Raw genomic sequence first — 24,357 nt, 5'->3', positions numbered from 1 at the left:
AGATATCTTTGTCCGCGTGCATGACTATCGTTGCGGTGATCAACGAGCAGTCATGATTTACGGGGATCTTTTATGGTGGAACCGAGAATTTATATCTATGGCCCGCCCACGACTGGCCGCAATGCTAGAGGTAAAAGAACAACAAATTCTGTTTGTTGCCTCACACAATCACAGCGGACCGGGGACTGGAAATAGTTTCACTCCACTTTTAGAAACAGCGGATCCGGAATACATTGATTTTTTATATGCCCAGATAGAATCAGCGGTCTTGGAGGCTTGTGAAAACGGGGAGTCCGTCATTGGCACAGTGCATCGTGGCCAGTGCGCATTGAACGTATATCGCCGAGTGCATACACCCCAAGGAATTGGTATGTGTCCCAATTATGAAGTGGATGCAGATCACCATCTGACGGTGGTGAAATGGTCTAGGAAGGACGGGAGCGTAAAGGGATTGTTGGTACACTATCCCTGTCATGCCAACCTTTCTAATGGAAATGAGATTCATCCCGATTATCCGGGCGTAGCGCTGCGCACGCTAGACCAAATGTATCCAGGTAGCGTTGGTTTGTTTTTGCAGGGCTGCACTGCGGATTTGCGCCCGAACAGTGTGATAGGCGGGCAATTTGTCCCGCAGAGCTACGCAGGTGTACAAAATTTTGCACAGCAGTTTGTCAATCAATGCGAAGCATTGCTCAAAGCGGCCGGCGAAAACATGCAGGACGGGGTATCTGTTTATCAATACACGGAGAATTTGCCGTTGGAGCAAGAGAATTTGCTGGAAAAGATTGAGCAGGCACGCGAGGGCGACGAAATCCATCGTCAGTGGGCATCTGCTGTTGTTTCAAACCACTGCCGCAACACGGAACTGCTGGAAATTTCCAATCTCCGGTTGGGAAGTTTGTCGATATTTTTGTTTAATGCTGAGATGGCGCAAAAATATGCTGCCATTGCACGCGAGGCCGTATCCGGTGCATTGAGCGTGGGATATTGCAACGGAATGATTGGATATCTTTCTACAGAACATCAGATATGTCATGGCGGATACGAACCTCAGGGGTCAGCTTTGTATTTTGCATTGGCGGGGACTTATTCAACCCAAATCGAAAGTTTAATTGCAAATGGCATTTACACATTGGCAAAGCAACATTGAAAGGAGATAAAAAATGGAACAAGGACTTTTAACAGATCTGTATTACGATGAAATCTTTAAGATCATCAATGAGATTCGCGCAACTGAACGTCAAAACATTTTGAAGGCAGCTCGGATGATTTCCGACCATGTCAAACAGGACAAGCTGGTTTATGTGTTTGGACCAGGCGGCCATTCCAACTTGGCGGCTATGGAAGTGTTTTTTAGGGCCGGCGGTTTAATGCACATCAGCGCCATTCTCAACCAGGAAACGATGCTCAGCGTTGGTGCACTGAAATCTATGCAGGTCGAACGCCTGCCCGGATATGGAAAAATTGTAATAGAGGACTATGGCATTGGGCAAGGAGATTTATTGTGGGTTGTAAACGCCTACGGAATCAATTCTGCGACCATTGATGCGGCGTTGACCGCTAAGGCTCATGGCGCAAAGGTCATTGGAGTCAGCAGCCACGAACATGCAGAGACTTGTCCGCTGGATCATCCCGCGCGGCATCCGAGCAAAAAAAATTTACACGACATTGTGGATTGTAGCATTGACTGCAAAGTTAAGTTGGGCGATGCAACGTTGGAAGTGCCCGGTTTTGCTCAGAAGATTGGAGCCTTATCAACGTATGCCAATGCGTATATAATGAACTGTGTTGTGATTGAAGCTGTCAATATGTTGGTCAATGAAGGGGTCAATCCTCCTGTTTGGCGCAGCGGAAACTGTCCTGGCGGTGATGAATGGAACAATCAATTCTTGGATCGGTTCCGCGGTGCGGTTCGTTGTTTGTAATAGCGTAAAAGGCGAGTGATCACATGAAAGTATGTTATCAAAATGCCCGTATCATTCTTCCGGATGCCGTGCGTAATGGATGCCTAATGACTGAAAATGGGATGATTTCGCAGGTTGCGTTTGGCTGTGATGCACGGTTGGAAGGTGCGGACCGAACGGTGGATTGCGCGGGGATGTATCTGTCCCCCGGGTTTATCGATATACATGTACACGGTGCGGGCGGACATGATTTTATGGAAGGTGGGGACGCAATTTATGCTGCTGCCCGTTGCCATATGCTGCATGGCACCACCAGCATTGTGCCTACCACGTTGACAGGAAGTCGCCAGGATTTACTGAACTTTGTGGACTCTTTCAATGAGATAGAACTGGAACGTGAGGGCTGTCCGCATATTTTGGGGTTGCATTTGGAGGGCCCCTACTTTGCTGCAGCCCAGGCAGGAGCACAAAATCCTGCGTATCTGCGTTGCCCTGAACCAGATGAGTACGAAGAGGTATTGCGCCGCACAAACCGTGTGCGCCGTTGGTCCTTTGCCGTAGAACTAGATGGTTCTGACCGGTTTTTGCAAGTACTCCACCGACATAACATTGTCACCAGTATTGCGCATTCGGATGCGGACTGCCGACAGGTCATGCATGCCCATGATTTGGGATTGCGCTGTATGACGCATTTTTATTCGTGTATGACCAGCGTGCAGCGCAAGCACGCTTACCGATGCGCAGGTGCGGTGGAGGCAGGCTATCTGCTGGATGAAATGTTTGTAGAAGTGATTGCTGATGGCAGTCACTTGCCAGCCGAGTTGTTACAGTTGATTTATAAAGTGAAGGGTGCTCGGCGAATTTGTTTGATTACGGACAGTATGTGTGCGGCCGGTATGCCGGATGGCGAGTACTCTTTGGGTGGCGTGCCCTGCATCAAGGAGGATGGCGTGGCCAAACTATTGGATCGGAGCGCTTTTGCCGGCAGTGTGGCTACCACCGATATGCTGGTACGGACTTTTTTGCAACTGACCGGAGCGCCTGTGTGGGATGTAGTGCGTATGGCGTCTTTGACCCCCGCCGAACTAATGGGGATTGACAGCCATACTGGTTCCATCCAAGTAGGGAAAGCTGCAGACCTGCTGGTATTTGACGAAGAAATTCAGGTTTTTCATGTGGCCGTAGGCGGCCGAATCGAGTTTTCCCGCTTGTAAAAAGCGCAAATCAAAACAGCCGAGAAGTTTGAGACTTCTCGGCTGCCTTTTTATTTTGATACACAACCATTTAAACAGAAACACGGTTATAACTGAGAAGAAGGGGTTTCAACGTGTTCATTGGCTTGGATGTGGATATAGCGGGCTTTCCACTTTGAGTAAAGAATCGTTTGACTTGAATAAAGTCCTTGATAACCAGAAAACAAATTCCCCACAGCGCAGGCAAGTGCAAAATATACGAGCCCGTCTGCACCAAATAATTCTACTGCAAGAGCGGTGGCGGCGATGGGACAATTGGCAGCGCCACAAAAAACTGTAACCAGGCCGATAGCCGCGGCAAATCCGGCAGGAATTCCCAAAAGTGGACCAATCGCACATCCGAAGACCGCTCCAATGAAAAAGGAAGGAACGACCTCGCCGCCTTTGAAACCAGCGCCTAGAGTAATGGCGGTAAATAAAATTTTCCATAGAAAATCAAATGGAAGTGCCTGACCTTGCTCCACAGCGGCAGAAATCACATCCATTCCCGCTCCGTTGTATCGGGTTGTGTGGCATATGATTGTAAGCAAAATAATTGCGAACCCACCCACGAGAATGCGTATCCAAGGATTCGGGACAAATTTTTTGAATCCGTGTTCTGCGCCGTGTACTGCCGTACAAAACAATATGGATATCAGGCCGCAACCCATGCCAAGAATGGATACTCGGAGAAGCATCCAGGCATCCAGTGCAGGGGAAATCACAGAAAAACGAGTGGGTGCAACACCCAATATAAGGGAAACTCCGTACGAGACGATTGAAGCGCCTAAACTTGGAAGATAATTGGCGTGATAAATTTGTCCCACACTTACAACCATGACTGCAAACAGTGCGGCAGCCACAGGAGTACCAAACAGTGCCGAGAAGAAAGCAGCCATGCCGGTCATAGTGACCGTGCGTAAATCGCGGTCATCCAGATGAAATAGGCGTCCGGTGTGAAAACCAATGGTGCCACCCATTTGAAGTGCCGCGCCCTCGCGCCCGGCCGATCCTCCGCAAAGGTGCGTCAGAATGGTGCTGAAAAAAATTGCAGGCAGTAAAAAAAGAGAAATTCGGTCGCCTTGGTGAACTTGGTTAAAAATATCGTTGGTTCCTTGTCCTTCGGTACGAGTGATTCGATAGATTGCCACGATTAAAAGACCGGCCAGAGGCAAAAGCCATAGCATCCATGGATTGGCAGTGCGCAATTGGGTAGCGGTCTCCACACCTACATGGAAAATAGTGCCGAGTACACCACTGATTACCCCAATCAGCAGGGATAGTGAAACCCATTTTGCTAGCATAACGACATACACTCGCCATAAAGAGAGGTATGTGCAAATCAATTCTTTTTGCTTTTTCAACAAAGTCCGCCGCCTTTTGCATTTGCTGTTTTTGTATGCGCTTATTACCTTGGATACATACAAAAGCCGATTCCGCGTGGGAATCGGCAAGAAAAGCATCGTTGTTTTTCATTTTTGAAAAAATATGCTTCAAAAAAATTATAGTCAAACGGTTCGGCTTTGTCTAGATGAAAACGTTCCTTTACGAATTGAGTAAAATGTTTTAGGTGGAAGTGCTTAGTTCTTTGTAGGTGCGCCGGATTAGAAAGATGGACAAAATAAAGGTGAGAATATCTGATACGGGCATAGAATACAAAACGCCGTCCAAGCCAAACAAATACGGAAGAAATAGTGCGAATCCCACACCGAATACGACTTCACGAACTGTAGAAAGTAACGAGGAAGCCAGTGCTTTGCCCAGTGCCTGTAAGTAAATAAATGCACCTTTGTTGACACAGGCTAAAATCATCATACACAGATAAATTCGGAAGGAGCGGATCGCAAAAGTTGTGTAATAAATGCTTTCATTGGATGCACCGAAAATGCCAATCAATTGCTCGGGAAAAAACTCTACAATGAGAGTCGATATGGCACCGACAGCGGCTTCTGTGATCAAAAGGAGGGTGAACAAGTGACGTGCACGATCTTTATGGCCGGCCCCAATGTTATACCCCACAATAGGAATGCATCCTGCGGCCAGACCCACTGCAATCGAAATAACAATTTGAAAAAATTTCATTACAATGCCCACTACCGCCATGGGGATCTGTGCGTACTGTGGTTGCCCGAAAATCGGGTCAAGTGCACCATAAGTTCGAATCATATTATTAATGGCAGCCATGGCGGCTACCAAAGAAATTTGGGATAAAAGACTGCAAAGGCCTAAGGGGAGAAATTTGCACAAAAGTTTCCGATGCAATATAAAACTTCTACGAGTCAATTTTACCGCTTTTGTATGAGCCAAATATTGTATAGAAAGGACCGCGGTCAAAACTTGTCCTAAAACGGTAGCCAGCGCCGCCCCCATCATACCCCACTGAAATCCAAAAATAAATACTGGATCTAAAACAATGTTGGTACCTGCACCAGCAAGAGTGGATATCATTGCAAATTTGGGGCTTCCGTCCGAACGGATGATTGGGTTCATGGACTGACCAAACATATAAAAAGGGATGCCAAGAGTGATGTAAAAAAGGTATTCTTTCGAATAAGCAAATGTTTCCTGGTTGACTGTGCCGCCAAATAAAGTCAAAAGTTCTTCATCGAAGACAAGGTAAATCGCGGTCAATACAATGCTGCTGACAATGCACACGATAATGGCATTTCCAATGCTGCAATGAGCGTTTTCCTGTTCGCCTGCGCCTAAACAAATACTTACAAAAGCACAACAGCCATCTCCAATTAGTACAGCGATTGCCAGAGCAATCACAGTGAGCGGGAAAACTACGGTATTGGCGGCGTTGCCATAGGACCCCAGATAATCGGCGTTTGCAATAAAGATTTGGTCTACAATATTATACAAAGCTGCCACTAATAAAGAAATAATGCAGGGCAGCGCATATTTCTTCATTAATTTTTTCAAAGGTTCGGTACCCAAAAAAGCATTTGATTTTTCTTCCATTCAAATTCACCTTTCAAAAAAATAGCAAGCGTGTGGGCAATGCTGGATTTATGCCATTGGCCACACGCTTTTGAGAGTCATATTTTATTTCAAGTAGTCCCCCACAGGATTTCGATTGTATTGTTTGACGAGTTTTATAATCATGGATCCGTCCGCCTGACGCGTCTGCTGCAGAATTTTATAAAGGGTCCCTTGACGGTTCAATGTTGCTTTGTATGTTTCCACTTCGGCGTCCACAAGTTGCACTGCTTGTTCGTAAGGAACCTCATCTTTCAATTTGAAATGCAATGTCTGGCACAGACAGGCTGATTTAATTCGTTTCATAGTCTCCTCCTACTCATAAAAAATAAAAAACGTGCAGCATCAACCGGATTTACGCCGTTTCATGCTACACGTTGCATCACTTATTATAACAGTAAAAAGAAAGTTTTTGCAAAGGATGATTTGAACAAAATTCTCAACCGATAAGAAAGATTTTTTAAACAATAACTGCCAAAACAAAAGGGTGCTGTAGCCTTTAAAAAAATATTTTTGGTAAAAATGAGTAAATCTTTTCGGAACATCGGTTTATGGGAGATAAGAGAAAAGAAACCATTAAAAAGCGGGGAGCACTTTTGAAACGCAACCCCGTTCTTTATTTAAAGTAGGCCGAATGCTAAAATGAAACGTTGCCGCTTTTTTAAGAATGCGGGACGCTCCCAAAAAAGCCGCCCAATCAGTCGAAACGGATGGCTCAAATTTTGAAAATATGCCGTATCACAAAAGAAATAGAGGCTGATATTATGCAAAAATATTCCAGCACACACAAAACAAGAAAATTTTTATTGTGCAGTTCCGTCTAGATATTCCGCACAGGACAGTGCAGCAACAAGCCCGTCACCAACTGCTTTAGCCACCTGCAAGGGTTTTCCGCACATATCCCCTGCGACAAACAAGCCCGGAATAGAAGTTTGTTTTTTAGAATCCGCTGAAACGAAGCCTTCTTCGGTCAGAGAAAGACCGGGAACCAATGCCCCTGCGGGGACGCTGGCACGCAGAATAAACACACCGGCGACCGGAAGTTTTTGGTCGCCTACGTTCACGTGTTCAACGGTTTGCGCACCTTCTACGGCATCCACTCGACCCTGTAAAAATTCGATGCCGTCTGCAAGCGATTCCGGTTTCTTTTGGGCAATATAATGCACATGACATCCGATAGATGCCAAAAAAGCAGCCTCATCGGGTGCGTCGGGCCCAAGTCCCCACACTGCAATTTCCTGGCCGCGATAGAGCATTCCGTCACAGGTGGCACAGTAAGAAACGCCGCGGCCGAGAAATTCTTCTTCGCCGGGAACAGTCTTAGCCTTGGAAACGCCACAGGCAAGAATCACGCTGCGACAAGTAAGAATTTCACCGCCTGCGTTGACTAGAAAAGTATCGCCCAAGGGCATGATATTACCAGCCTGCGCTGTGCGAATCTCCACTGAAAGATGATGTGCATGGCGAAGGAATTGGTCCATCATCTCTGAACCAGTCAGGCCGGGGAGACCTAAATAATTGTCCACTTGTTCAGCTTTTCGAAGAAGATTTTCGCCTGCGCTGAGAACCAAGGGTTGTTTTCCGCGTTGACGCAAATTAATGGCGGCGGAAAGGCCGGCCGGCCCACCGCCCACAACAATGCAGTCCCATACTTTTTCCATTGTATTCGCTCCTTTATCGGCCTGATGTTATAACAGTTCGACCAAATCATAAATTTCCCAGTCCGGATGTGCGGTGCCACAATTCACCGCTCGTGCACGATTATACCAGCAGCAGGGTAGTCCCGCGCGGTTGGCTCCGGCAATGTCACTGGTCAGAGAATCTCCTACGACCAAAACACGGGAGCGGCACGTGCCTGCTGCTTTGAGGACTTTTTCGAAGTAAAGGGGATCCGGTTTTTGTACGCCAAGGTCTTCCGAAACAAAGACATCCTTAAAAAAAGGTGCTAAACCGGCTTTTTCAAGTCGGGGCCATTGAATGGATGCCGTTCCGTTGGTGATAATGTACAAATGACACGTTTGGGATAAAGTACGACATACTTCCAGTGCGTGAGGTTCCAAAATCAAACGTTCCAAACTTAGACGATGATAGCATTCAAAAAAGTCGGATGTATCTGCTGAAAGTCCAAGTTCCTGAATCAGGCGCGCAAAACGTCCGTGCTGCACCTGACTTTTAAGCATTTTTCCATTTTCGAATTCCTTCCACATTTCCCGGCTAATGGTCCGGTAACGTTTCAGTACGTCCTGGTCGTAAGGCAATTGTTTTTCGAGAAATAATGCCTTGAGCGTCAATGCTTCATTTTGCGTAGTGTCAAACAAGGTATCGTCCGCATCGAACAAAAATGTATCGAACCGCCCAGTCATTGCAGAACCTCTTTTCGAAAAAGCGATTATAGGTATTATACCAGATTTCCATAGTTTCGCACAGGTGAAATCCTTGACAGTTGGTTTATCGTTCGATAAAATAGCGGTGTATTAGGCATTGCCTCGATCCACGTTTGTCAGGGAAAATACTGGCAGACGTTTTTTTATTTTTAAGGGAGGAATCACTTTGAAAAAGAGAGCCTTCGCGGCGGTTTCGGTCATTGGTGGGAATTTTTTATATGCATTGACCGTAAAATTGTTCCTTTTGCCAGCAGGGTTGGTGACTGGAGGGACTACTGGACTTGCACTCACAGCAAACTTTCTTATGGGCATTTCGATTTCGGCGTTTGTGCTGGTGTTTAACATTTTGATGTTGATTTTAGGATGGTTGGCTTTGGGGCGGAACTTTGCTTTTACAACGCTTGCCAGCACGTTTCTATATCCGTTGGCGCTGGAGTTTTGGGGACGGCTGTTGAGTGATTTTGTACTGACCGAAGATTTATTTTTATGCACCGTATTTACCGGAATTGGAATTGGTATTTCGTTGGGTATGGTCATCCGTGCGGGTGCTTCCACTGGAGGAATGGATATTCCACCTTTGGTGATAAACCGTTTTTTTCATCTGCCGGTCTCCGTCAGTATGTATGCATTCGATGTGTGTATCCTTTTGTCACAGGCGATTTTTCAGCCACCGGAGAAACTTTTGTACGGCATTGTATTGGTAATGATTTATACGTTGGTGTTAGACAAAATGCTTCTTATGGGAACCACTCGTACGGAGATCAAAGTGGTGAGCCAAAAATCTGAAGAGATTTGCAAGGCGATTTTGAAGCAGATGGACCGCGGCGTTACCTTGATAGAAGGAGAAAGCGGCTATTTACATCACAAAACACAGGTGGTGCTGAGCGTAGTATCCAACCGGGAATTGCCAAGAGCGGAAAAAATTATTCGAGAAATTGATCCGGAGAGCTTTCTGGTCGTGAGCCGTGTCAGCGAGGTAAAGGGACGTGGATTTTCCTTGAAAAAGCATTACAGATAAAAAAGACCTGCCTTCGGGCAGGTCTTTTTTTCTTACTTTAAAATACGTGGCAAAACATTTTCCCCTTTTACATCGGCGGGAACATTTAGGTAAGCACATACCGTAGCGGCCACGGCGCCAAATCCGGAAAGCGTGCCAAGATTCGTTCCGGGAACAATGCTGTTTCCGAACATCAGAAGAGGCACATATTCACGGGTATGATCGGTAGTGGCGAGGTAACCCGGGTCGCATCCATGGTCTGCAGTAATGATCAAAACATCCTCGGATCGGAGCATAGGAAGAAGTTTTCCAAGTGTTTGGTCAAATGTTGTGGCCGCCTGAGCATATCCATCGATATTTCTCCGGTGACCATAGACCATATCAAAATCTACTAAATTGACAAAGGCGAGCCCATGAAAATCCGTCTGTGCCAATTCCAGAAGTTTCTGTTCTCCTTCGGCGTTTCCACCTGTCGGGAAGGTTTGGGTCACGCCGCTGCCCGCGAAGATGTCATTGATTTTTCCAACGGCAATTACATCGCATCCTGCTTCGGATAAATAGTTCAGCATAGTTTTGCCTGGAGGAACCAGAGAAAAATCGTGTCGGCGGGGAGTGCGTCGAAAATCTTCTCGGCAGGTGCCTTCAAAAGGTCTTGCAATGACGCGACCCACTCCATGTTTTCCAGTGAGCATGGCGCGTGCCATGCGACAGTACGAATAAAGTTGTTCGACGGGGACAACGGATTCGTGAGCCGCAATTTGGAATACTGAGTCGGCGGACGTGTAAACGATAAGAGCCCCGGTTCGAAGATGTTCTTCCCCGTAATCCTGAATAACCTGTGTGCCGGAATAAGGTTTGTTGCACAGTACGGCGCGACCGGTTTTTCTTTCAAATTCTTCAATCACTTCCGGCGGGAATCCGTTTGGATAAGTAGGAAGCGGCGAGGGGCTTTCTATGCCTGCAATTTCCCAGTGCCCGATGGTAGTATCCTTTCCCATCGAGCGTTCCTGCATTCGACCGAATGCCCCGATGGGGGATGGATAGGCGGGCAGAACGTCCACACCGTCCAAATTAAACAGGCCCATGCGAGTCAGATTGGGACAGTCAAATTTGCTGCTTTGAGCAATGGAGCGCAAAGTGTTCGAACCGCAGTCACCAAATGCGGCGGCGTCGGGTTCTTCTCCAATGCCGAAAGAATCAAGAACTACCAGGAATACGCGTTTGGCCATATCAGATACCTCTCTTTCTTTGTCAAGGACAGAGATTTTTCACACTTGGTATAAAGTCACTCCCCGTTCCAGCAGAATGCTTTTCCACTCCGGTGCCAGACCACTGTCCGTAATTACAATGTCAATGTCTGTCAAATCACAAAAATAGGCCGAGCGAACGACACCAAATTTGCTGGAATCCGCCACCAGAATGTGTTGTTTGGCAGATTGCAGAATGGCGCGTTTGATGGGAACTTCGTAATTATTTGCGCAACTGATGCCAAGATCTTCATGAACACCAGCCGCGGAAATAAACAATTTGTTGGCGCGAATGCTTCGGATGAAATTAACCCCTTCTTCGCTGGCGAATAATTGTGTGCGCGGATAGTAATATCCTCCCGCTAAAGCAATGTTTACGTTCGGATTATGGCAAAGAAGCTCCAATGTATTTCGCGTGAAGCAAAGCGCTTCAAATTCCAAGTCAGAAGGAATGTGACGTGCGATTTGTTCGGTGGTGGTTCCTGTATCCAGAATAACGCAGTCATGAGGTTCTATCATGGAAGCGGCAAAGCGTCCAATCAGAGATTTTACTTCATTCTGGACTTGTGTCTCATTCAAAAGATCATATTCTCGTTCCTGAATTTGTGCACAGGCACCAGGATTCGAAATCAGTACTCCGTTTACATTTTTTATGAGACCGCTTTTTTCGACGGATGCAAGATCGCGGCGTACTGTCATTTCAGAAACATGCAGCATTTTTGCTATTTCTTTGATGGGAATGTACCCTCGTGAATTGATGACCTCAACCAATCGGTTCATCCGCATCTCTCTTTTTCCCATTTCTGTTCCTCCCGCTTATATCCTGTTATTAATAATAACATTATATTTATTAATTTTCCATAAAATCTTGTTATTTTTTAAAAAAATAACATTTAGTGTTAAAAATGTTAAAATATCGGTCGATATAACAAAATGAAATTCCAAAATATTGTGACAGTGTTAGAATTTTATCATTTTGTATTGCGCGAGATAACCGTAACCGGTATAATTGTGACAAAGCAAACAGAAAATTTTGAAAGGCGGTGCTTTTTTTGTGGAAAAGGGGGAAATCTTGACAAAGGTAGACCACACTTGTTTAAAGCCTACGGCTACCTGGCAGGACATTCAGACCTTGTGTGAAGAAGCGATTCAACATAAAACAGCTTCGGTCTGCATTCCACCTGCTTATTTAAAACGGGCGCGTGCAGCTTTCCCAAATTTAAATCTGTGTACGGTTATCGGGTTCCCGCTTGGATACAACACCATGGCCAGCAAAGTTTTTGAGACAAAAGATGCTTTGGAACAGGGTGCGGATGAAATCGACATGGTGGTCAACTTAGGGGATGTCAAAAACGGTGACTTCGACGCAGTAACAGAGGAAATCAAGGCTGTCAGAAAAGCGGCAGGCGAGCATGTATTAAAAGTGATTATAGAAACATGTTATCTGACGCAGGAGGAAAAGATTCAACTTTGTGATTGCGTGACGCAGGCCAAAGCGGATTATATTAAAACTTCTACAGGATTTGGGACAGCCGGAGCACAGCTTGAAGACATCCAATTGTTCCGAGAGCATATCGGAAAGGATGTAAAAATCAAAGCTGCAGGCGGTATTCGTACGAGAGAAGCGATGGAAGCCTTTTGTCGTGCGGGATGCGACCGTATTGGGTGCAGTGCTGCGGTGAAGGTACTATGCGCAGAGGAATCTGCTGAGAAATGAAATGCAACATCCATGAAATAACAAAAGAAAGGTTGGGGATTTTACCATGGAACTGGAAAATGGACTGATGTATCATATTCGTCTTAAAAAAGGAGATATTGGTCGGTATGTATTGCTGCCGGGCGATCCGTTCCGTACGGATCTGATTGCAACCTATTTTGATAATCCCAAACTGATAGCTCACAATCGTGAACACAAAACATGGGTTGGTACTTTGGATGGTGTGCCTGTAGCGGTTACGTCCACTGGTATGGGATGCCCGTCGGCTGCAATCGCATTGGAAGAATTGATCAAATGCGGCGCAGATACCTTTATTCGTGTGGGAACAGCAGGACGTGTATGTGATGCGGCTTTTGATGAGACGCTGGACGGAGTAATCAATACGGCCGCTGTGCGTGATGAAGGAACCACCATCCATTACATTCCTATTGAGTATCCCGCCGTGGCGGACCGTCATGTAGTTGATGCACTGTCTGTTGCAGCCAAGAACCTGGGATACAATTACGCCGAGGGAATCACGCAGTCGAAGGATTCATTCTATGGACAGCATGAACCAGAGAATATGCCGGCTGAGGCACGTTTGAAAGAGCGTTGGGAAGCATGGCGGCGCGGAAATGTAATGACTTCTGAGATGGAAGCAGCGGCTTTGTTTGTAATTTCTTCCATTCGCGGTTGTCGTGCGGCCTCCATCATGTCGTTCAACGATATGAAAAAAACCGTCGAAGTAGCGCGTGATGCTCTCAAGATTCTTATTCATCAGGATCAAGAAAAGAAATAAATCCGAAAGGGAGGAAATCAGCGATGGCCTTTAATAAACATGCGTCGCCAGATGCGAAACAGTACCATATTCAAGTGGCACGAGGCGAGGTAGGGCGTTATGTGTTCCTTCCTGGCGATCCGTTTAGAACGGATTTGATCGCAGGTTTTTTGGATGACGCAAAGTTGATTGCACATAACCGTGAGCATAGGACCTGGACGGGTTTGCTGTGCGGAGAAAAGGTTTCTGTCACATCTACCGGAATGGGATGTCCGTCTACGGCCATCGCAGTTGAAGAGCTCATCAAGGCAGGCGCGGATACCTTTATCAGAATCGGAACCGCCGGTCCCGTACGGGATCCGGCGGACGACAAAATGTACGATGGCGTCATCGTTACAGGCGCAGTTCGGGACGAAGGAACAACGACACATTACATCCCAATCGAATATCCGGCTGTGGCTGACCGCCATGTGGTAGAAGCCTTGTCGCAGGCGGCCAGGGCACACGGAAAACACTTTGCAGAGGGAATTTCTCAGTCGAAAGATTCCTTTTATGGTGAGGTCGATCCGGATTCTTCGCCAGTCGGTGAGCGTTTGAAGGAACGCTGGAAAGCTTGGCAGCGCGGAAATGTGATGTGTTCTGAGATGGAATGTGCGGCTTTGTTTGTAATTTCAAGTATTCGTGGAAACGGGCCAGCGCCATCATGAACTGGGGAGATATGAACGAGACCATTCAAATCGCCTGTGATGCGGTGCGTTTGCTGATTGAGCAAGACAAAGCAAATTCCGTGCGGAATGATTAGGGGGAAATCATGAGGAAACCAATCATTGAATTAAAAGATTACAGCTACCGCTATGCGTCTACAGAAGAGCTGGTACTTAAAAATATTACGGTTACCATCAACGAAGGGGATTTCGTAGGCGTAGTAGGGTGCAACCGTGCGGGAAAGTCCACACTTTGCAAATCCATTGTGGGAATTCTGCCTTTTGTATCCGGCGGTGATTGGAGCGGAGAAATTGTCATCGATGGTAAAAGCTTAAATGAGACGCGTGGAAATGGCACCACGGATGTAATCGGAATTGTTTTCCAAGATGCGGAAAGTCAGTTCACGCAGCAGACCGTGGAAGATGAAATTGCTTTTGCAATGTGCAATTTCGGCTATGACCGTACACTAATGCGGGAGAGAGTAAAATTTGCGGCAGATGCTTGTGGATTGACTAGTATGCTGAATCGGTCGCCTTATCATCTTTCCGGTGGACAACAACAAAGGCTTGCAGTTGCAAGCATTCTAGCCCTCCAGCCCAGAGTGATCATCTTGGATGAATCTACTTCTCAGTTGGACCCCATTGGCAGGAATGAAATTTTCCGTTTGGTGGGTCAATTGCACGATTTGGGAAAAACGGTAATCATGGTGGATCACAACATTGAAAAGATTGCGGATACGGTAGATAAAGTCTTGGTTTTGCACGAAGGAGAGTTGGTGGCCTACGACGATCCCCATGTGGTGTTTGGAAACAAACAATTGTTGAATGAACATTTCGTGCGGGTACCTCAGGTGACAGATGCGGCCATCGAGTTGAAAAAGCAACTTGTCATCGGAGAAAAAGTGCCGATTACATTGGAAGAGGCCATACCGGTATTCCAACCGTTGGCGCGGGGAGGTGCATAAAAATGGCTCAAGTGGCAATTCGCACGGAAAAATTGGTTCACACCTATCCCCGTGGCAATGTTATGGCCCTGAAGGGCGTGGATTTGGAAATTTATGTGGGCGATGTGGTGTCCATTGTAGGGCAAAATGGAAGCGGAAAAACGACTTTGGTACGACATTTTAATGGCCTGCTTCGTCCTACATCCGGCAAAGTGTATTTGATGGGAGAGGATACTACCGGCCAGTCGGTGGCGCAGATGTCCCACCGGTGCGGCTATGTGTTCCAAAACCCCAATCATCAGATTTTCTGCACTACGGTACGAGAGGAATTGATGGTTGCTCCCAGAAACTTTGGCTTTACCGAAGAGCAGACGCAAAAGAGTCTGGAGCGTGTTTGTTCGCTGATGAATTTGGAGCATTTGTTGGATAAACACCCCATGACCATGGACTACACCACCAAGAAAATTATTACCATTGCATCGGTATTGATGTTCAGTCCGGAAGTTTTGGTTTTGGATGAACCTACTGGTGGTTTGGATGAAGTGGGAAGAAGAATGCTCACAAAAATCATCCGAATGATGCACGACAACGGACATACAGTTGTCATTATTTCGCACGATATGGATTATGTAGCAGAGAATTCCAGCCGTGTGATTATGATGGCGCAAGGACAAATTCTGGACGATGCTCCACCGGATAAAGTCTTTTTGGATGCGGAGCAACTCAAACGAGCGCAAGTCGAGCCGCCGCAGATTATGCAGCTCGATTTGGCCATCAGCGGAAAGAATGCGTCCAGTGCGGCGCTTTCCGTAGAGGATTTTGTACGCAAATACAAACGTTGATTTTGTTGGATTTTGCATCCGGTGTGAGGATGTAATAATAAAAGGAGGAATAACAATGGCTAATATGAATTCAGTGGATTCGTCGAAAGGTAGACTGCGCGGTACTTATATCGCAATTATGATCCCTCTGGGCGTGGCCATCAACTACGTAGGCGGACAGATTGCAACAAGTCTTGGATTACCGATTTATCTGGACTCCATCGGAACTGTGATTGTAGCGGCAATCATGGGCCCGTGGGTGGGCGCTCTCTCTGGTGCTCTGTTCAATGTAATCAGCTCTTTGATCAACGGAAACATTCTGGCATCCTTGTTTGCTATTTGTAACATTGGCTCTGGCTTAATTGTTGGTTTTATGGCTCGTTATAGGAAATACAATACAATTCCTCATGTGGTCATCGCCACCGTTTTGGTCGCATTGTGGAATGCTATCGTCGGTTCGCCTATTGCGATGGTCGTTTATGGCGGCGTCGATGGAAACACCGGTACCAACCTGATGATTGCTGGTTTGCAGGCCTTGGGCAACGATTTGATGGGCGCCGCATTCTTAGCACGTATTCCTGTCAACCTCATTGACAAAGGCATCGCCTGCTTCATCGCCTGGATCATTCTGCGCAAATTGCCCGAGAATATGCGTTCTCTGTCCGGAAGTAAGAGCACAGCGCAGACTTCAAACGCAAAGTGATTCGCTCCTGTGCCGGGGCAAGAGATTTTTGATGGAAGGAAACTGACATGCTGCAAGAACGTAACTTCCCTACTTTTTTGACAAAGCTCACACCGGCGCCGAAACTGTGGTTTTCGCTGGGATTGATTTTGGCGAATATTCTTTTGAAAAATCTGTATTTTTCGATTGCCATCATCATTATCAGCGTAATCATGATCATTCGGGAAAAACATACTGGACTGTTCAAGTTGATTCTTGTAACGATGTTCATTATGGGTGTTTCCATGTATGGTATCCATGGGGCAATGGCTCCGGTGATTGATCCTGCAACGGATCCGGTACTCTTTGATATTTTTGGCATTAACTATTATGCAAAGGGATTTGCCTATGCCTCTCGTTATTTCATGCGCGCTATTCCGCTCATGTGCTCGTTGTTCTTGATCTTTTTGAGCATCGATATGACGGATTTGGGCGTTACCATGTGCAAAGCCGGAATTCCTTACAATTTTGTGTTTACTTTTGTAGATTCGTTCCAAGTAATCACTCTTTTGCGTAAGGATATGGAACAAATTCGTGATGCGCAGCGTGCCCGTGGTTTGAATACGGAGGGAAATCTGATTCAGAGATTCAAGGCGTTTGTCCCGATTATTGTTCCGGTGGTAGCAAACTCAATCATTAAGGTACAGGATCAGGCAGTTGCAATGGACACAAAAGGATTTAATTCCAATTGTAAAAAGTCCATTTACCGGGAACTTGTACCCTATAAATGGGATCCCGTCTGTAAATGGTTGGGCATCTTTATGGGTGTGTTTGCCATTGTTTACAAAGTGCTGTCGGCAATGCAAATTATTCCTGCATTCCTGACCAATATCATTTGAGTCACAGATGACGCGGGGGCATGTGTGGGCGACCGCCCTGCATGCCCCTTTTTAATTTAAAGAGGAGTAAACAAAAATGTCCAATACGCCACCGCTGCAGGATGCTCAGCGCATTTACCTAAAAAAGGAATCCTTTTACAAGCGCAATTTTCTCACGTTGATGGGAGAATCATTTTTCTTTGCATTTTCGCTCACATTATTCTCACCGGAGAATGTTTTGCCGGTTTATGTGGCGTCTTTGTCGGATAAATCGGTTTACATCGCATTGATTTCTGCATTGTATTATGGTATTTCTTACAGTGCAACGGTGTTTTCGTGTGTCATTGGCGTGAATGCAAAAAGTCCAAAGTGGATCAGCGTTGCCATATGCTTTTTGCAAAGAGTAGGCTTTTTCCTGATTTATCTGTCCACCTACTTAGTGAGCGGAAACGTGCAACTGGCGCTGGTTACCTTTTTTATTTCACTTGCGCTTTATGCCACAAGTTCCGGAATGTCAAATCCCCTGTTTGCACAGATGGTTGGTACCTCCATCCATCGGAATGTTGGAACTTTTTATGGCGCATACAATATGATAGGTTCGTGCAGTGGTGTGATAGCATCTTTGGTTCTCACCCAGTGCATGGCTAAATACTCGTTCCCGTACAGTCTGCGGTATGTGTTTTTGCTCGGATTGATTGCCGCGTTAATTGCCACCGTTGTGGTAAGTGTTGGAGTCAAAGAAGTCACAGATGACCGTGTTTGCGAGAAAATCCGGTTACGGGATATCTTTCCAATCGGTGCACAAATTTTGAAAGAAAACAAGGGGTTTCGGAATTATACAATTATAAAGATTTTGGTGGGTGCCGCCGAGTTTGCGATCCCTTACTATATCATTACCGCGAGTTCTCTGGAGAATACGCCTGCAGGATTTGTGGGGATCATGTCCACGATTTACTTGATTTCAAAAATGGTGGGCTCACTTGTATTGGGACGTTTGGCCGACCGTTTTGGGGCTATTATGGTTCTTCGATGTTCTTGCATCTGTGGTGCGGCTGCGGCCTTTTTAGCAGCTTTTGCATCGGATTATCGAATTTCCTATATCATGTATGGACTGCTTTCTGTGGCAGTGAATGGTATTATGATGTCCAGCAGCATTGCCTGTGTGTCTTATTCCAAAAACGTCCGGACACCTGTTTACATGGCGACTGTAGGACTTTTGTGTGCGCCGATGTATGTTATTACTTCTTTTTGCGGCGCAGCTCTGGCAAGTTGGTTTTCTTATACGGCGCTTTTCCTTTTGGCACTGACTGTTTATGCTGTGTGTGCACTGCTGTCTTTTCGTTTAAAAGATCGACCGTAAAATTAGAAAGGAGTGTACAATGCAAAAGATTATTTTCACATCTCATTGCTTGTTGAATACCGCAGCAAAAGTGGTATTGTACAACGAGGACGAAATTGCGGCGGAAGAGGCCCTGCGTCGTCGTTTCCTTAAAAAAGCCTTGGAGCAGGGAGTACAAATTATTCAGTTTCCCTGTCCAGAGTTTACACTGTATGGTGCCAATCGATGGGGCCATGTGAGTGACCAGTTTGACAATCCGTTTTTCCGTGCACATTGTCGAAATTTACTGGCTCCCTATTTGCAGCAGATGCATGAATATTTGGCACATCCGGATCGCTTTCAAATACTGGGAATTGTGGGAATCGATGGAAGCCCAAGTTGTGGTGTGGATTATACTTCCCATGGAAATTGGTATGGCAGTTTCGGTTCAAGAAAAGATCTGGATAAAACATTGCAAAGCGTGACGCTGGCCAAAAGAAAAGGCGTGTTCATGGATGAACTTTGTAAAATGTTAAAGGAAGAAAATTTGGATGATCGAGTGAAGGTTGTTTCATTATTTGCACCAGAGCCGGAAAAATGTATGGCGCTGCTCGACTGAAAATAAAAAGCAGGCATTTCCACAAGTTGGAAATGCCTGCTTTTTTTATTTAGAAAAGAACTGCAAAAAAGAAAAAATTTGTGTGTTTGCAGGAAAAAACGAACGATATTTGCTGTGGCCGATGAATGGTTCCAAGAGGGTAATTTGCTATACTTTAGTTTGGAAAATTATAAAATAAGGTCCAAAAAGGGTTGGTGGCGCGCATTGAAACAGTATACAGTAAAAAATCGCAACGTGATTCTTGTAGCGGGCGTATTAAATTTCATGTGCTTGGGACTCATGTATTCTTGGTCCAAATTTGCGACGGAAATTCGTGAGGAATTGGCGTTAGACCATTCACGCGTGACACTCGCCTATACAATTTGTATGGCTGTATTCACTGTCGGGATTCTTATGGACGGTATCCTTGGAAAAAAGTTGTCGCCTCGAAGTTGTTCTTTGATAGGAACATTTTTAACGGTGGCAGGATATGCACTGACTTCGTGGGTTCCGGTGGAAAATCCGGCCCTTTTGTATCTCACCTATGGTCCCCTGGTAGGTTTTGGAATTGGACTTGTATACAACGAGTGGCTTAGCAACATTGTGCATTGGTTCTCGGATCGCTCTGGTCTTGCCAGTGGATTACTCTTGCTCGGAATGGGATTATCTGGCGTAACAACTACGCCGGTTATGGCCTGGTTGGCACAAACACTTGGATGGCGCTTATCTTTCCGAGTGATTGCATTGCTTTTCCTTGTAACAGGTCTGTTTTTTCGCCGCTATCTGTTACCAGCGGATGGTGTGGAAAATTCAAATCTTTCCACATCAAGTCAGTCGGCTGGGTTGGAGATGAACAGTCGGCAAATGCTGTCTCAACCATGTTTTTGGTCCTTTGCATTATGGAAACTGATCATCATTGGACTGGGACAAGCCTGTTCGGGTCAACTGGCAGAAATTGTAGTGGATATGAATGGCGGAGATTTGCTGCAGCTAGCGGCCGTATCGTTGTTTGTGGTATGTAACGGTGTAGCAAGATTGTTGTGGGGTGTTAGCTGTGATCGGATTGGAAGACTTCGAACAATGCAGGTGATTGCTTTCCTAGCGGTGATTTCGACTGCTTTGCTTGTATTTGGGTTTGAGCAAAAGGAGTTGTGGATCACGGTGTTTGCGCTTTTAATGATTGCGCTGTGCTATGGCGGAGGTGCAACATTGGGAGCAAATTACATTGTGTCAGTATTTGGAAAAAAGTATTATCGTCAAAACAACGGTGTCAGCGCGCTTACGTGTCTGCCTGTAAATATCGGGGCCACTTCTGCAATCGGTGTGGTGCGCACAGTAAGCGGAAGTTATCTTCCATTTTTCATCGCCACACTGCCGGCGGCTTTTGCAGCGCTTTTCATGGCGTTTGCAAGTGCACATTTGATTCAAAAAATGAGGCAAAATACAATCCAAACTACAAAATAATTGTAGGAAAATAGGAAAATCTCTTTTTTGCTTGCAAGTTTTACAGAATGTCAAGGGAAAAGAAAAATGATACGATATTGATAGAACTATAACATTCGATGTGACGCGAAGAAAGGAATGAAGACATATGTACATGTGCGCGCAGTGTGGTGTTCGTGCATGCAAGAAAGGTGAAAAAGAACATTGGCCAAAAACTTGTCCGATGCATGAACAAGAATTGATGCAGCGAGCTTATGTAGAGTACGAAAAACCAGAAAATCATTCGTTTTATGTCACAAGTTCTGAGCTGGAAGCACTTGGCTATGGTGTATGGCCAAGAGTTCGCGAAACCATGGAGTTATGTCGACGTATGAACTACACCAAGTTGGGCTTGGCGTTCTGCGGTGGACTTCACAGCGAAGCAAAAACGCTGGATACCATTTTACGTAAAAACGGCTTTGAAGTGGTCTCGGTAATGTGCAAAACAGGAGGGATTCCCAAACAGAAGGTTGGAATTCCCGAAGAGCATACGCTTCATCCAGAGCGTTTTGAGGCTATGTGCAACCCCATTGCGCAAGCGATGCTTTTGGAAAAGCAGCAGACTCAGTTCAACATTGTGTTGGGATTGTGTGTAGGTCATGATTCGCTATTTTACAAATACAGTCATACGCTTACAACCACGGTGGTGGTCAAAGATCGCGTGCTCGCACATAATCCTGTGGGTGCTTTGTACTGTGCGTCCGGGTATTTGTCAAATAAAATACATCTTCCTGAAAAAAGTGAATAAAAATACTACATTTTAATGAGTTATCGAAAAAAATGTGTTAATATTAATACCAGAAATGTGAGTGAGAATTCATGTACAGCGAATTGAAAAAAGGCTCTGCTTTGAAAGGGCTAAAAGTAATCGACATGGGTCAAATGGTGGCTGCCCCTTACTGTACCGCAATGTTGGCGGATATGGGAGCAGATGTAATCAAAGTAGAGGTTCCGGGTAAGGGAGATATTGCGCGGAACAGTTTGCCCAAGCAGGATGGAGTAAGTACGTATTTCATCACTTTTAATCGTAGTAAGCGAGGGATTACGCTCAATCTTAAAACTGAAAAAGGAAAAGAAGTTTTACGCAAGCTCATTCAGCAGGCAGACGTTTTGGTTGAAAACTTTCGTCCGGGCGTAATGGAGCGGCTGGGGTTCCCTTATGAAGAGGTAGAGAAGCTCAATCCTCGCATTATCTATGCGGCAATTTCTGGATTTGGGCAAAGAGGTGAATATGCAAATCGGGCGTGTTTTGATCCGATTGCCCAGGCAATCAGCGGTATGATGAGTGTCACAGGTTCTACCGGCGGAGAACATGTTCGTTGTGGTGCTTCCATTGCAGATGTTTTGGCTGGGCAAAATGCTTGCTGCGCAATTTTGGCCGCACTTCGGTATCGGGATCAAACTGGCCAAGGTCAGTACATTGATGTGGCACTCGTAGATTCCTGCATTGTTGCGCTGTCCAGCATGAATCAGATTTATTTTACAACCGGAAAAATTCCCGATGCCCGCGGAAATACCTTCGAGGCAACGGCTCCGGGCAATACGTACCATACAAAAGATGGCGTTATCAGCATTTCAGCCGGTCAGGCACGAGAGTGGCCCAAACTGGCTCGTGTGCTGGGGCACGAAGAGTGGATCGAAGATGAGAAGTTTATCACGGTAGATGCGCGTGTGAAAAATCGTCTGGAACTGGACGATTTGATTGAGAAAGAGACGATGCAGTATTCCAGCGATGAGATTTTGGAAAAGCTTTTGGAAGTGGGTCTGCCAGCAGCGCCTATTTTAAATGTTGCACAAGTCGCAAACAATCCGCATTTTAGAGATGAGCGGGCAATGTATGTGGATGTGGAACATCCACAATTGGGAAAAGTAACAATTACCAATCAAGGCATTAAAATGACGAAAACCAATCCGTATGTGCGCAGTTGTGCACCGACGCTGGGGCAACACAATTTTGAGATCCTTGAGGAGTTGGGCTATACGTCGGAAGAGATTGCTTCCATGAAAGAGAACGGAGAAATTTAACGTGTTTTGACACAAAACGAGAAAGGAGCATTTCGTGGGCACAACGGTCGCTGATTTGTTGAAATTGAATATCTATCGTGAAAATGCGCGAGTTGTAGCGCCAGAAGGATTGAAAAATGAGGTGCAATATTTCACGGTAATGGAAGCGCCGGATTTTCATTTCGATAGCTTGGCGGCTCATGTGTTCATACTGACGACTTTGTCGGCGCATCATGACAGTCTAGAAGAGATCAATCGAATCATTCGCGGACTGTGTGAGGCGAATGTAGCGGCAATCGGCATCAAATTGGGACGCTTTATCAATGAGATCGATCCATCGACCATTGAAATTGTGCAGGAGTACAACGTCCCTCTGATTACCTTTAGTCAGAACGTGCTTTTTCGTGAGATATTGAGCAGTTCGCTGGCTTTGATCTCTGATACACAGCGGGTCATTATTGATCAAATCAATATCATGAACCGAGAGTTGTTTGATGCGATTTTGCATCATTGCTCTTGGAAACAATTGATTAAGCTGCTTTGTGATAAAGTAGAGTGTTATGGGTGCTGCATGGATGCTATGGGAACGAGAATTGCAGAGGCCAGCTCGCTTACAGTAGATTTGGATGTAAACGCAGTGCGCGCTGCCATGGACCGCTTTTTTGCGCAGCAAGAAGAAGCGGCTAGACAGAATTATATGCAGTGCGGAAATATCATCATCTTTCCTTGCCGTGCACAGCAGGAATTTTTAGGAGTGTTGTGTATCGTTGTGGAGGATAACCGTACAGAGCTGGTTTTACCCCTTGCAGAGGCAATTGTAAATGCACTCAGTGTCAAATTTTTGGAGCACAATCTCAAAGTGCAAACAGAACGTGAAATGGTTGCATCTATCTTGGACGATGTTCTGTTTTCAGAGCATAAAGATGAGAATGCAATCATTGATCGTTTGGCACTTCTGAATTTTGAGCCGCAGGAACATCATGTGCTGGTGGTGATTAAGGAGCGGGATAACGATTTTTCCGACCGGAATTCATCTCGTACTTTGGATGTAATTCAAAACCTGTTCCAACAAAGGTTTGAATCTACCATCGTTTTTGTTCGAGGAAGTCGTTATATTGCGCTTTTGTCCTATAAAAACGAAAAAAAGGCCGCGACTATGAGTAAAATCATGGAGTACTGCAGTACGGCCATTGAAAAGGCAACGCACCAGCGATTGGATATTGGATGTAGCATCCCGGTCACTGATTTTCGTGAGATGCCGGAGTGTTATCAGCAGGCGAAGCATGCGTTGCAGTATGGACGCATGGTGCATCCCGAAAGCCGTGTGTATTTGTACGATGATTACTTTGAAATGGGGCTTATTTCGTACGGCCTGCACACCAATGCGGGAGACACCTTTTTTAAGCGCATTATCAATCCGATTTTAGAGTATGACCGCAAGTATAAAAGTGAATTGTGGCCAACACTGGAATGTTGCTTTTTTCACAGTACCCTGGAGAATGTTTCTGCAAAACTCTATATTCATATCAGTACTCTTCGCTATCGACTTCAGAAGATTCAGGCGTTGACCGGCTATAATTATTTTGATATCAAAGGAAGAATGTCGCTATATATGGCTTACCTTTTGTACAAAGTTTCGCAGGAACAATGAAATTAGATTTTCTGTAAAGAACGGGCAGGATCCAAAAATTCCTGCCTGTTTTTTTATATGTAGAAATGAGTGCAGA

24 protein-coding genes are annotated in these 24,357 nt (G+C 45.6%); 17 read left to right on the top strand and 7 right to left on the bottom strand.

Translation table 11 applies throughout. The features are described 5' to 3' along the window. The 3 genes from AB5H98_RS04625 to AB5H98_RS04615 form a co-directional block, all read left to right on the top strand. Positions 1-1,150 (top strand): alkaline ceramidase (locus AB5H98_RS04625; RefSeq protein WP_367924752.1); only part of this gene is annotated, 1,150 nt, incomplete at its 5' end. A gap of 13 nt (positions 1,151-1,163) precedes the next feature. Then, positions 1,164-1,925, top strand: coding sequence for a sugar isomerase domain-containing protein (locus AB5H98_RS04620; RefSeq protein WP_367924751.1), 762 nt, complete (start codon positions 1,164-1,166; stop codon positions 1,923-1,925). A gap of 23 nt (positions 1,926-1,948) precedes the next feature. Further along, positions 1,949-3,118 (top strand): N-acetylglucosamine-6-phosphate deacetylase, encoded by a 1,170-nt coding sequence (locus tag AB5H98_RS04615; RefSeq protein ID WP_367924750.1) that lies wholly within the window; start codon positions 1,949-1,951, stop codon positions 3,116-3,118. A gap of 86 nt (positions 3,119-3,204) precedes the next feature. Here AB5H98_RS04615 and AB5H98_RS04610 read toward each other — a convergent pair whose 3' ends face one another. The 5 genes from AB5H98_RS04610 to AB5H98_RS04590 form a co-directional block, all read right to left on the bottom strand. Continuing rightward, a complete protein-coding gene (locus AB5H98_RS04610) occupies positions 3,205-4,440 on the bottom strand; it encodes a chloride channel protein (RefSeq protein WP_367924749.1) in 1,236 nt (411 codons plus the stop codon). Between the two features lie 262 nt (positions 4,441-4,702). Then, on the bottom strand, positions 4,703-6,100 hold the full coding sequence (locus AB5H98_RS04605) for an MATE family efflux transporter (RefSeq protein WP_367924748.1): 1,398 nt from the start codon (positions 6,098-6,100) through the stop codon (positions 4,703-4,705). An 84-nt stretch (positions 6,101-6,184) separates the two neighbouring features. Then, positions 6,185-6,424, bottom strand: a complete 240-nt coding sequence (locus AB5H98_RS04600; protein WP_367924747.1) for a hypothetical protein — start codon at positions 6,422-6,424, stop codon at positions 6,185-6,187. 497 nt (positions 6,425-6,921) lie between these two features. Beyond that, positions 6,922-7,779: an NAD(P)/FAD-dependent oxidoreductase gene (locus tag AB5H98_RS04595; protein WP_367924746.1), complete on the bottom strand. Its 858-nt coding sequence runs from the start codon at positions 7,777-7,779 to the stop codon at positions 6,922-6,924. A gap of 27 nt (positions 7,780-7,806) precedes the next feature. Then, entirely contained in the window at positions 7,807-8,481 is a 675-nt protein-coding gene (locus AB5H98_RS04590) for a YjjG family noncanonical pyrimidine nucleotidase (protein ID WP_367924745.1), read from the bottom strand. A gap of 187 nt (positions 8,482-8,668) precedes the next feature. Between AB5H98_RS04590 and AB5H98_RS04585 the strand changes: the two genes are divergently transcribed. Further along, positions 8,669-9,520, top strand: a complete 852-nt coding sequence (locus AB5H98_RS04585; protein WP_367924744.1) for a YitT family protein — start codon at positions 8,669-8,671, stop codon at positions 9,518-9,520. Between the two features lie 32 nt (positions 9,521-9,552). Here the strand turns inward: AB5H98_RS04585 and AB5H98_RS04580 are convergent, their stop codons facing one another. Beyond that, positions 9,553-10,728 carry a phosphopentomutase gene (locus AB5H98_RS04580; RefSeq protein WP_367924743.1) on the bottom strand — a complete coding sequence of 392 codons (1,176 nt, stop codon included), beginning with the start codon at positions 10,726-10,728 and terminating at the stop codon, positions 9,553-9,555. A 39-nt stretch (positions 10,729-10,767) separates the two neighbouring features. Next, a complete protein-coding gene (locus AB5H98_RS04575; protein WP_367924742.1) occupies positions 10,768-11,547 on the bottom strand; it encodes a DeoR/GlpR family DNA-binding transcription regulator in 780 nt (259 codons plus the stop codon). Between the two features lie 253 nt (positions 11,548-11,800). Here AB5H98_RS04575 and deoC point away from each other — a divergent pair, with 253 nt between their 5' ends. The 13 genes from deoC to AB5H98_RS04510 all read left to right on the top strand — a co-directional run bounded on the left by deoC (position 11,801) and on the right by AB5H98_RS04510 (position 24,281). After that, positions 11,801-12,463 carry a deoxyribose-phosphate aldolase gene (gene deoC / locus AB5H98_RS04570; protein ID WP_367924741.1) on the top strand — a complete coding sequence of 221 codons (663 nt, stop codon included), beginning with the start codon at positions 11,801-11,803 and terminating at the stop codon, positions 12,461-12,463. A gap of 46 nt (positions 12,464-12,509) precedes the next feature. Further along, the gene (locus AB5H98_RS04565; protein ID WP_367924740.1) at positions 12,510-13,241 is read left to right on the top strand and encodes a nucleoside phosphorylase; all 732 of its coding nucleotides are present in this window, start codon (positions 12,510-12,512) and stop codon (positions 13,239-13,241) included. Between the two features lie 23 nt (positions 13,242-13,264). After that, positions 13,265-13,927 (top strand): nucleoside phosphorylase, encoded by a 663-nt coding sequence (locus AB5H98_RS04560; RefSeq protein ID WP_367924739.1) that lies wholly within the window; start codon positions 13,265-13,267, stop codon positions 13,925-13,927. Between the two features lie 104 nt (positions 13,928-14,031). Continuing rightward, positions 14,032-14,889, top strand: a complete 858-nt coding sequence (locus AB5H98_RS04555) for an energy-coupling factor ABC transporter ATP-binding protein (protein WP_367924738.1) — start codon at positions 14,032-14,034, stop codon at positions 14,887-14,889. A gap of 2 nt (positions 14,890-14,891) precedes the next feature. Continuing rightward, positions 14,892-15,710, top strand: coding sequence for an energy-coupling factor ABC transporter ATP-binding protein (locus AB5H98_RS04550; protein ID WP_367924737.1), 819 nt, complete (start codon positions 14,892-14,894; stop codon positions 15,708-15,710). A gap of 55 nt (positions 15,711-15,765) precedes the next feature. Next, the gene (locus AB5H98_RS04545) at positions 15,766-16,392 is read left to right on the top strand and encodes an ECF transporter S component (protein ID WP_367924736.1); all 627 of its coding nucleotides are present in this window, start codon (positions 15,766-15,768) and stop codon (positions 16,390-16,392) included. Between the two features lie 47 nt (positions 16,393-16,439). Continuing rightward, positions 16,440-17,249: an energy-coupling factor transporter transmembrane protein EcfT gene (locus tag AB5H98_RS04540; RefSeq protein WP_367924735.1), complete on the top strand. Its 810-nt coding sequence runs from the start codon at positions 16,440-16,442 to the stop codon at positions 17,247-17,249. Between the two features lie 76 nt (positions 17,250-17,325). Continuing rightward, complete coding sequence (locus AB5H98_RS04535; protein WP_367924734.1) at positions 17,326-18,588, top strand: MFS transporter; 1,263 nt, start codon at positions 17,326-17,328, stop codon at positions 18,586-18,588. Between the two features lie 19 nt (positions 18,589-18,607). After that, a complete protein-coding gene (locus AB5H98_RS04530; protein ID WP_367924733.1) occupies positions 18,608-19,165 on the top strand; it encodes a CD3072 family TudS-related putative desulfidase in 558 nt (185 codons plus the stop codon). A gap of 204 nt (positions 19,166-19,369) precedes the next feature. Further along, positions 19,370-20,608, top strand: a complete 1,239-nt coding sequence (locus tag AB5H98_RS04525) for an MFS transporter (RefSeq protein WP_367924732.1) — start codon at positions 19,370-19,372, stop codon at positions 20,606-20,608. Between the two features lie 127 nt (positions 20,609-20,735). Further along, a complete protein-coding gene (locus AB5H98_RS04520) occupies positions 20,736-21,374 on the top strand; it encodes a DUF1847 domain-containing protein (protein WP_367924731.1) in 639 nt (212 codons plus the stop codon). A 71-nt stretch (positions 21,375-21,445) separates the two neighbouring features. Beyond that, positions 21,446-22,651: a CaiB/BaiF CoA transferase family protein gene (locus AB5H98_RS04515; protein ID WP_367924730.1), complete on the top strand. Its 1,206-nt coding sequence runs from the start codon at positions 21,446-21,448 to the stop codon at positions 22,649-22,651. 34 nt (positions 22,652-22,685) lie between these two features. After that, positions 22,686-24,281 (top strand): PucR family transcriptional regulator, encoded by a 1,596-nt coding sequence (locus tag AB5H98_RS04510; RefSeq protein ID WP_367924729.1) that lies wholly within the window; start codon positions 22,686-22,688, stop codon positions 24,279-24,281. Positions 24,282-24,357: the final 76 nt, after the last annotated feature.

Source organism: uncultured Ruthenibacterium sp. (assembly GCF_963558415.1).
In the GTDB taxonomy this organism is placed as follows: Bacteria; Bacillota; Clostridia; order Oscillospirales; family Ruminococcaceae; genus Ruthenibacterium.
The sequence above is the reverse complement of the archived record's forward strand: the minus strand, read 5'-3'. Positions and strand labels throughout refer to the sequence as shown.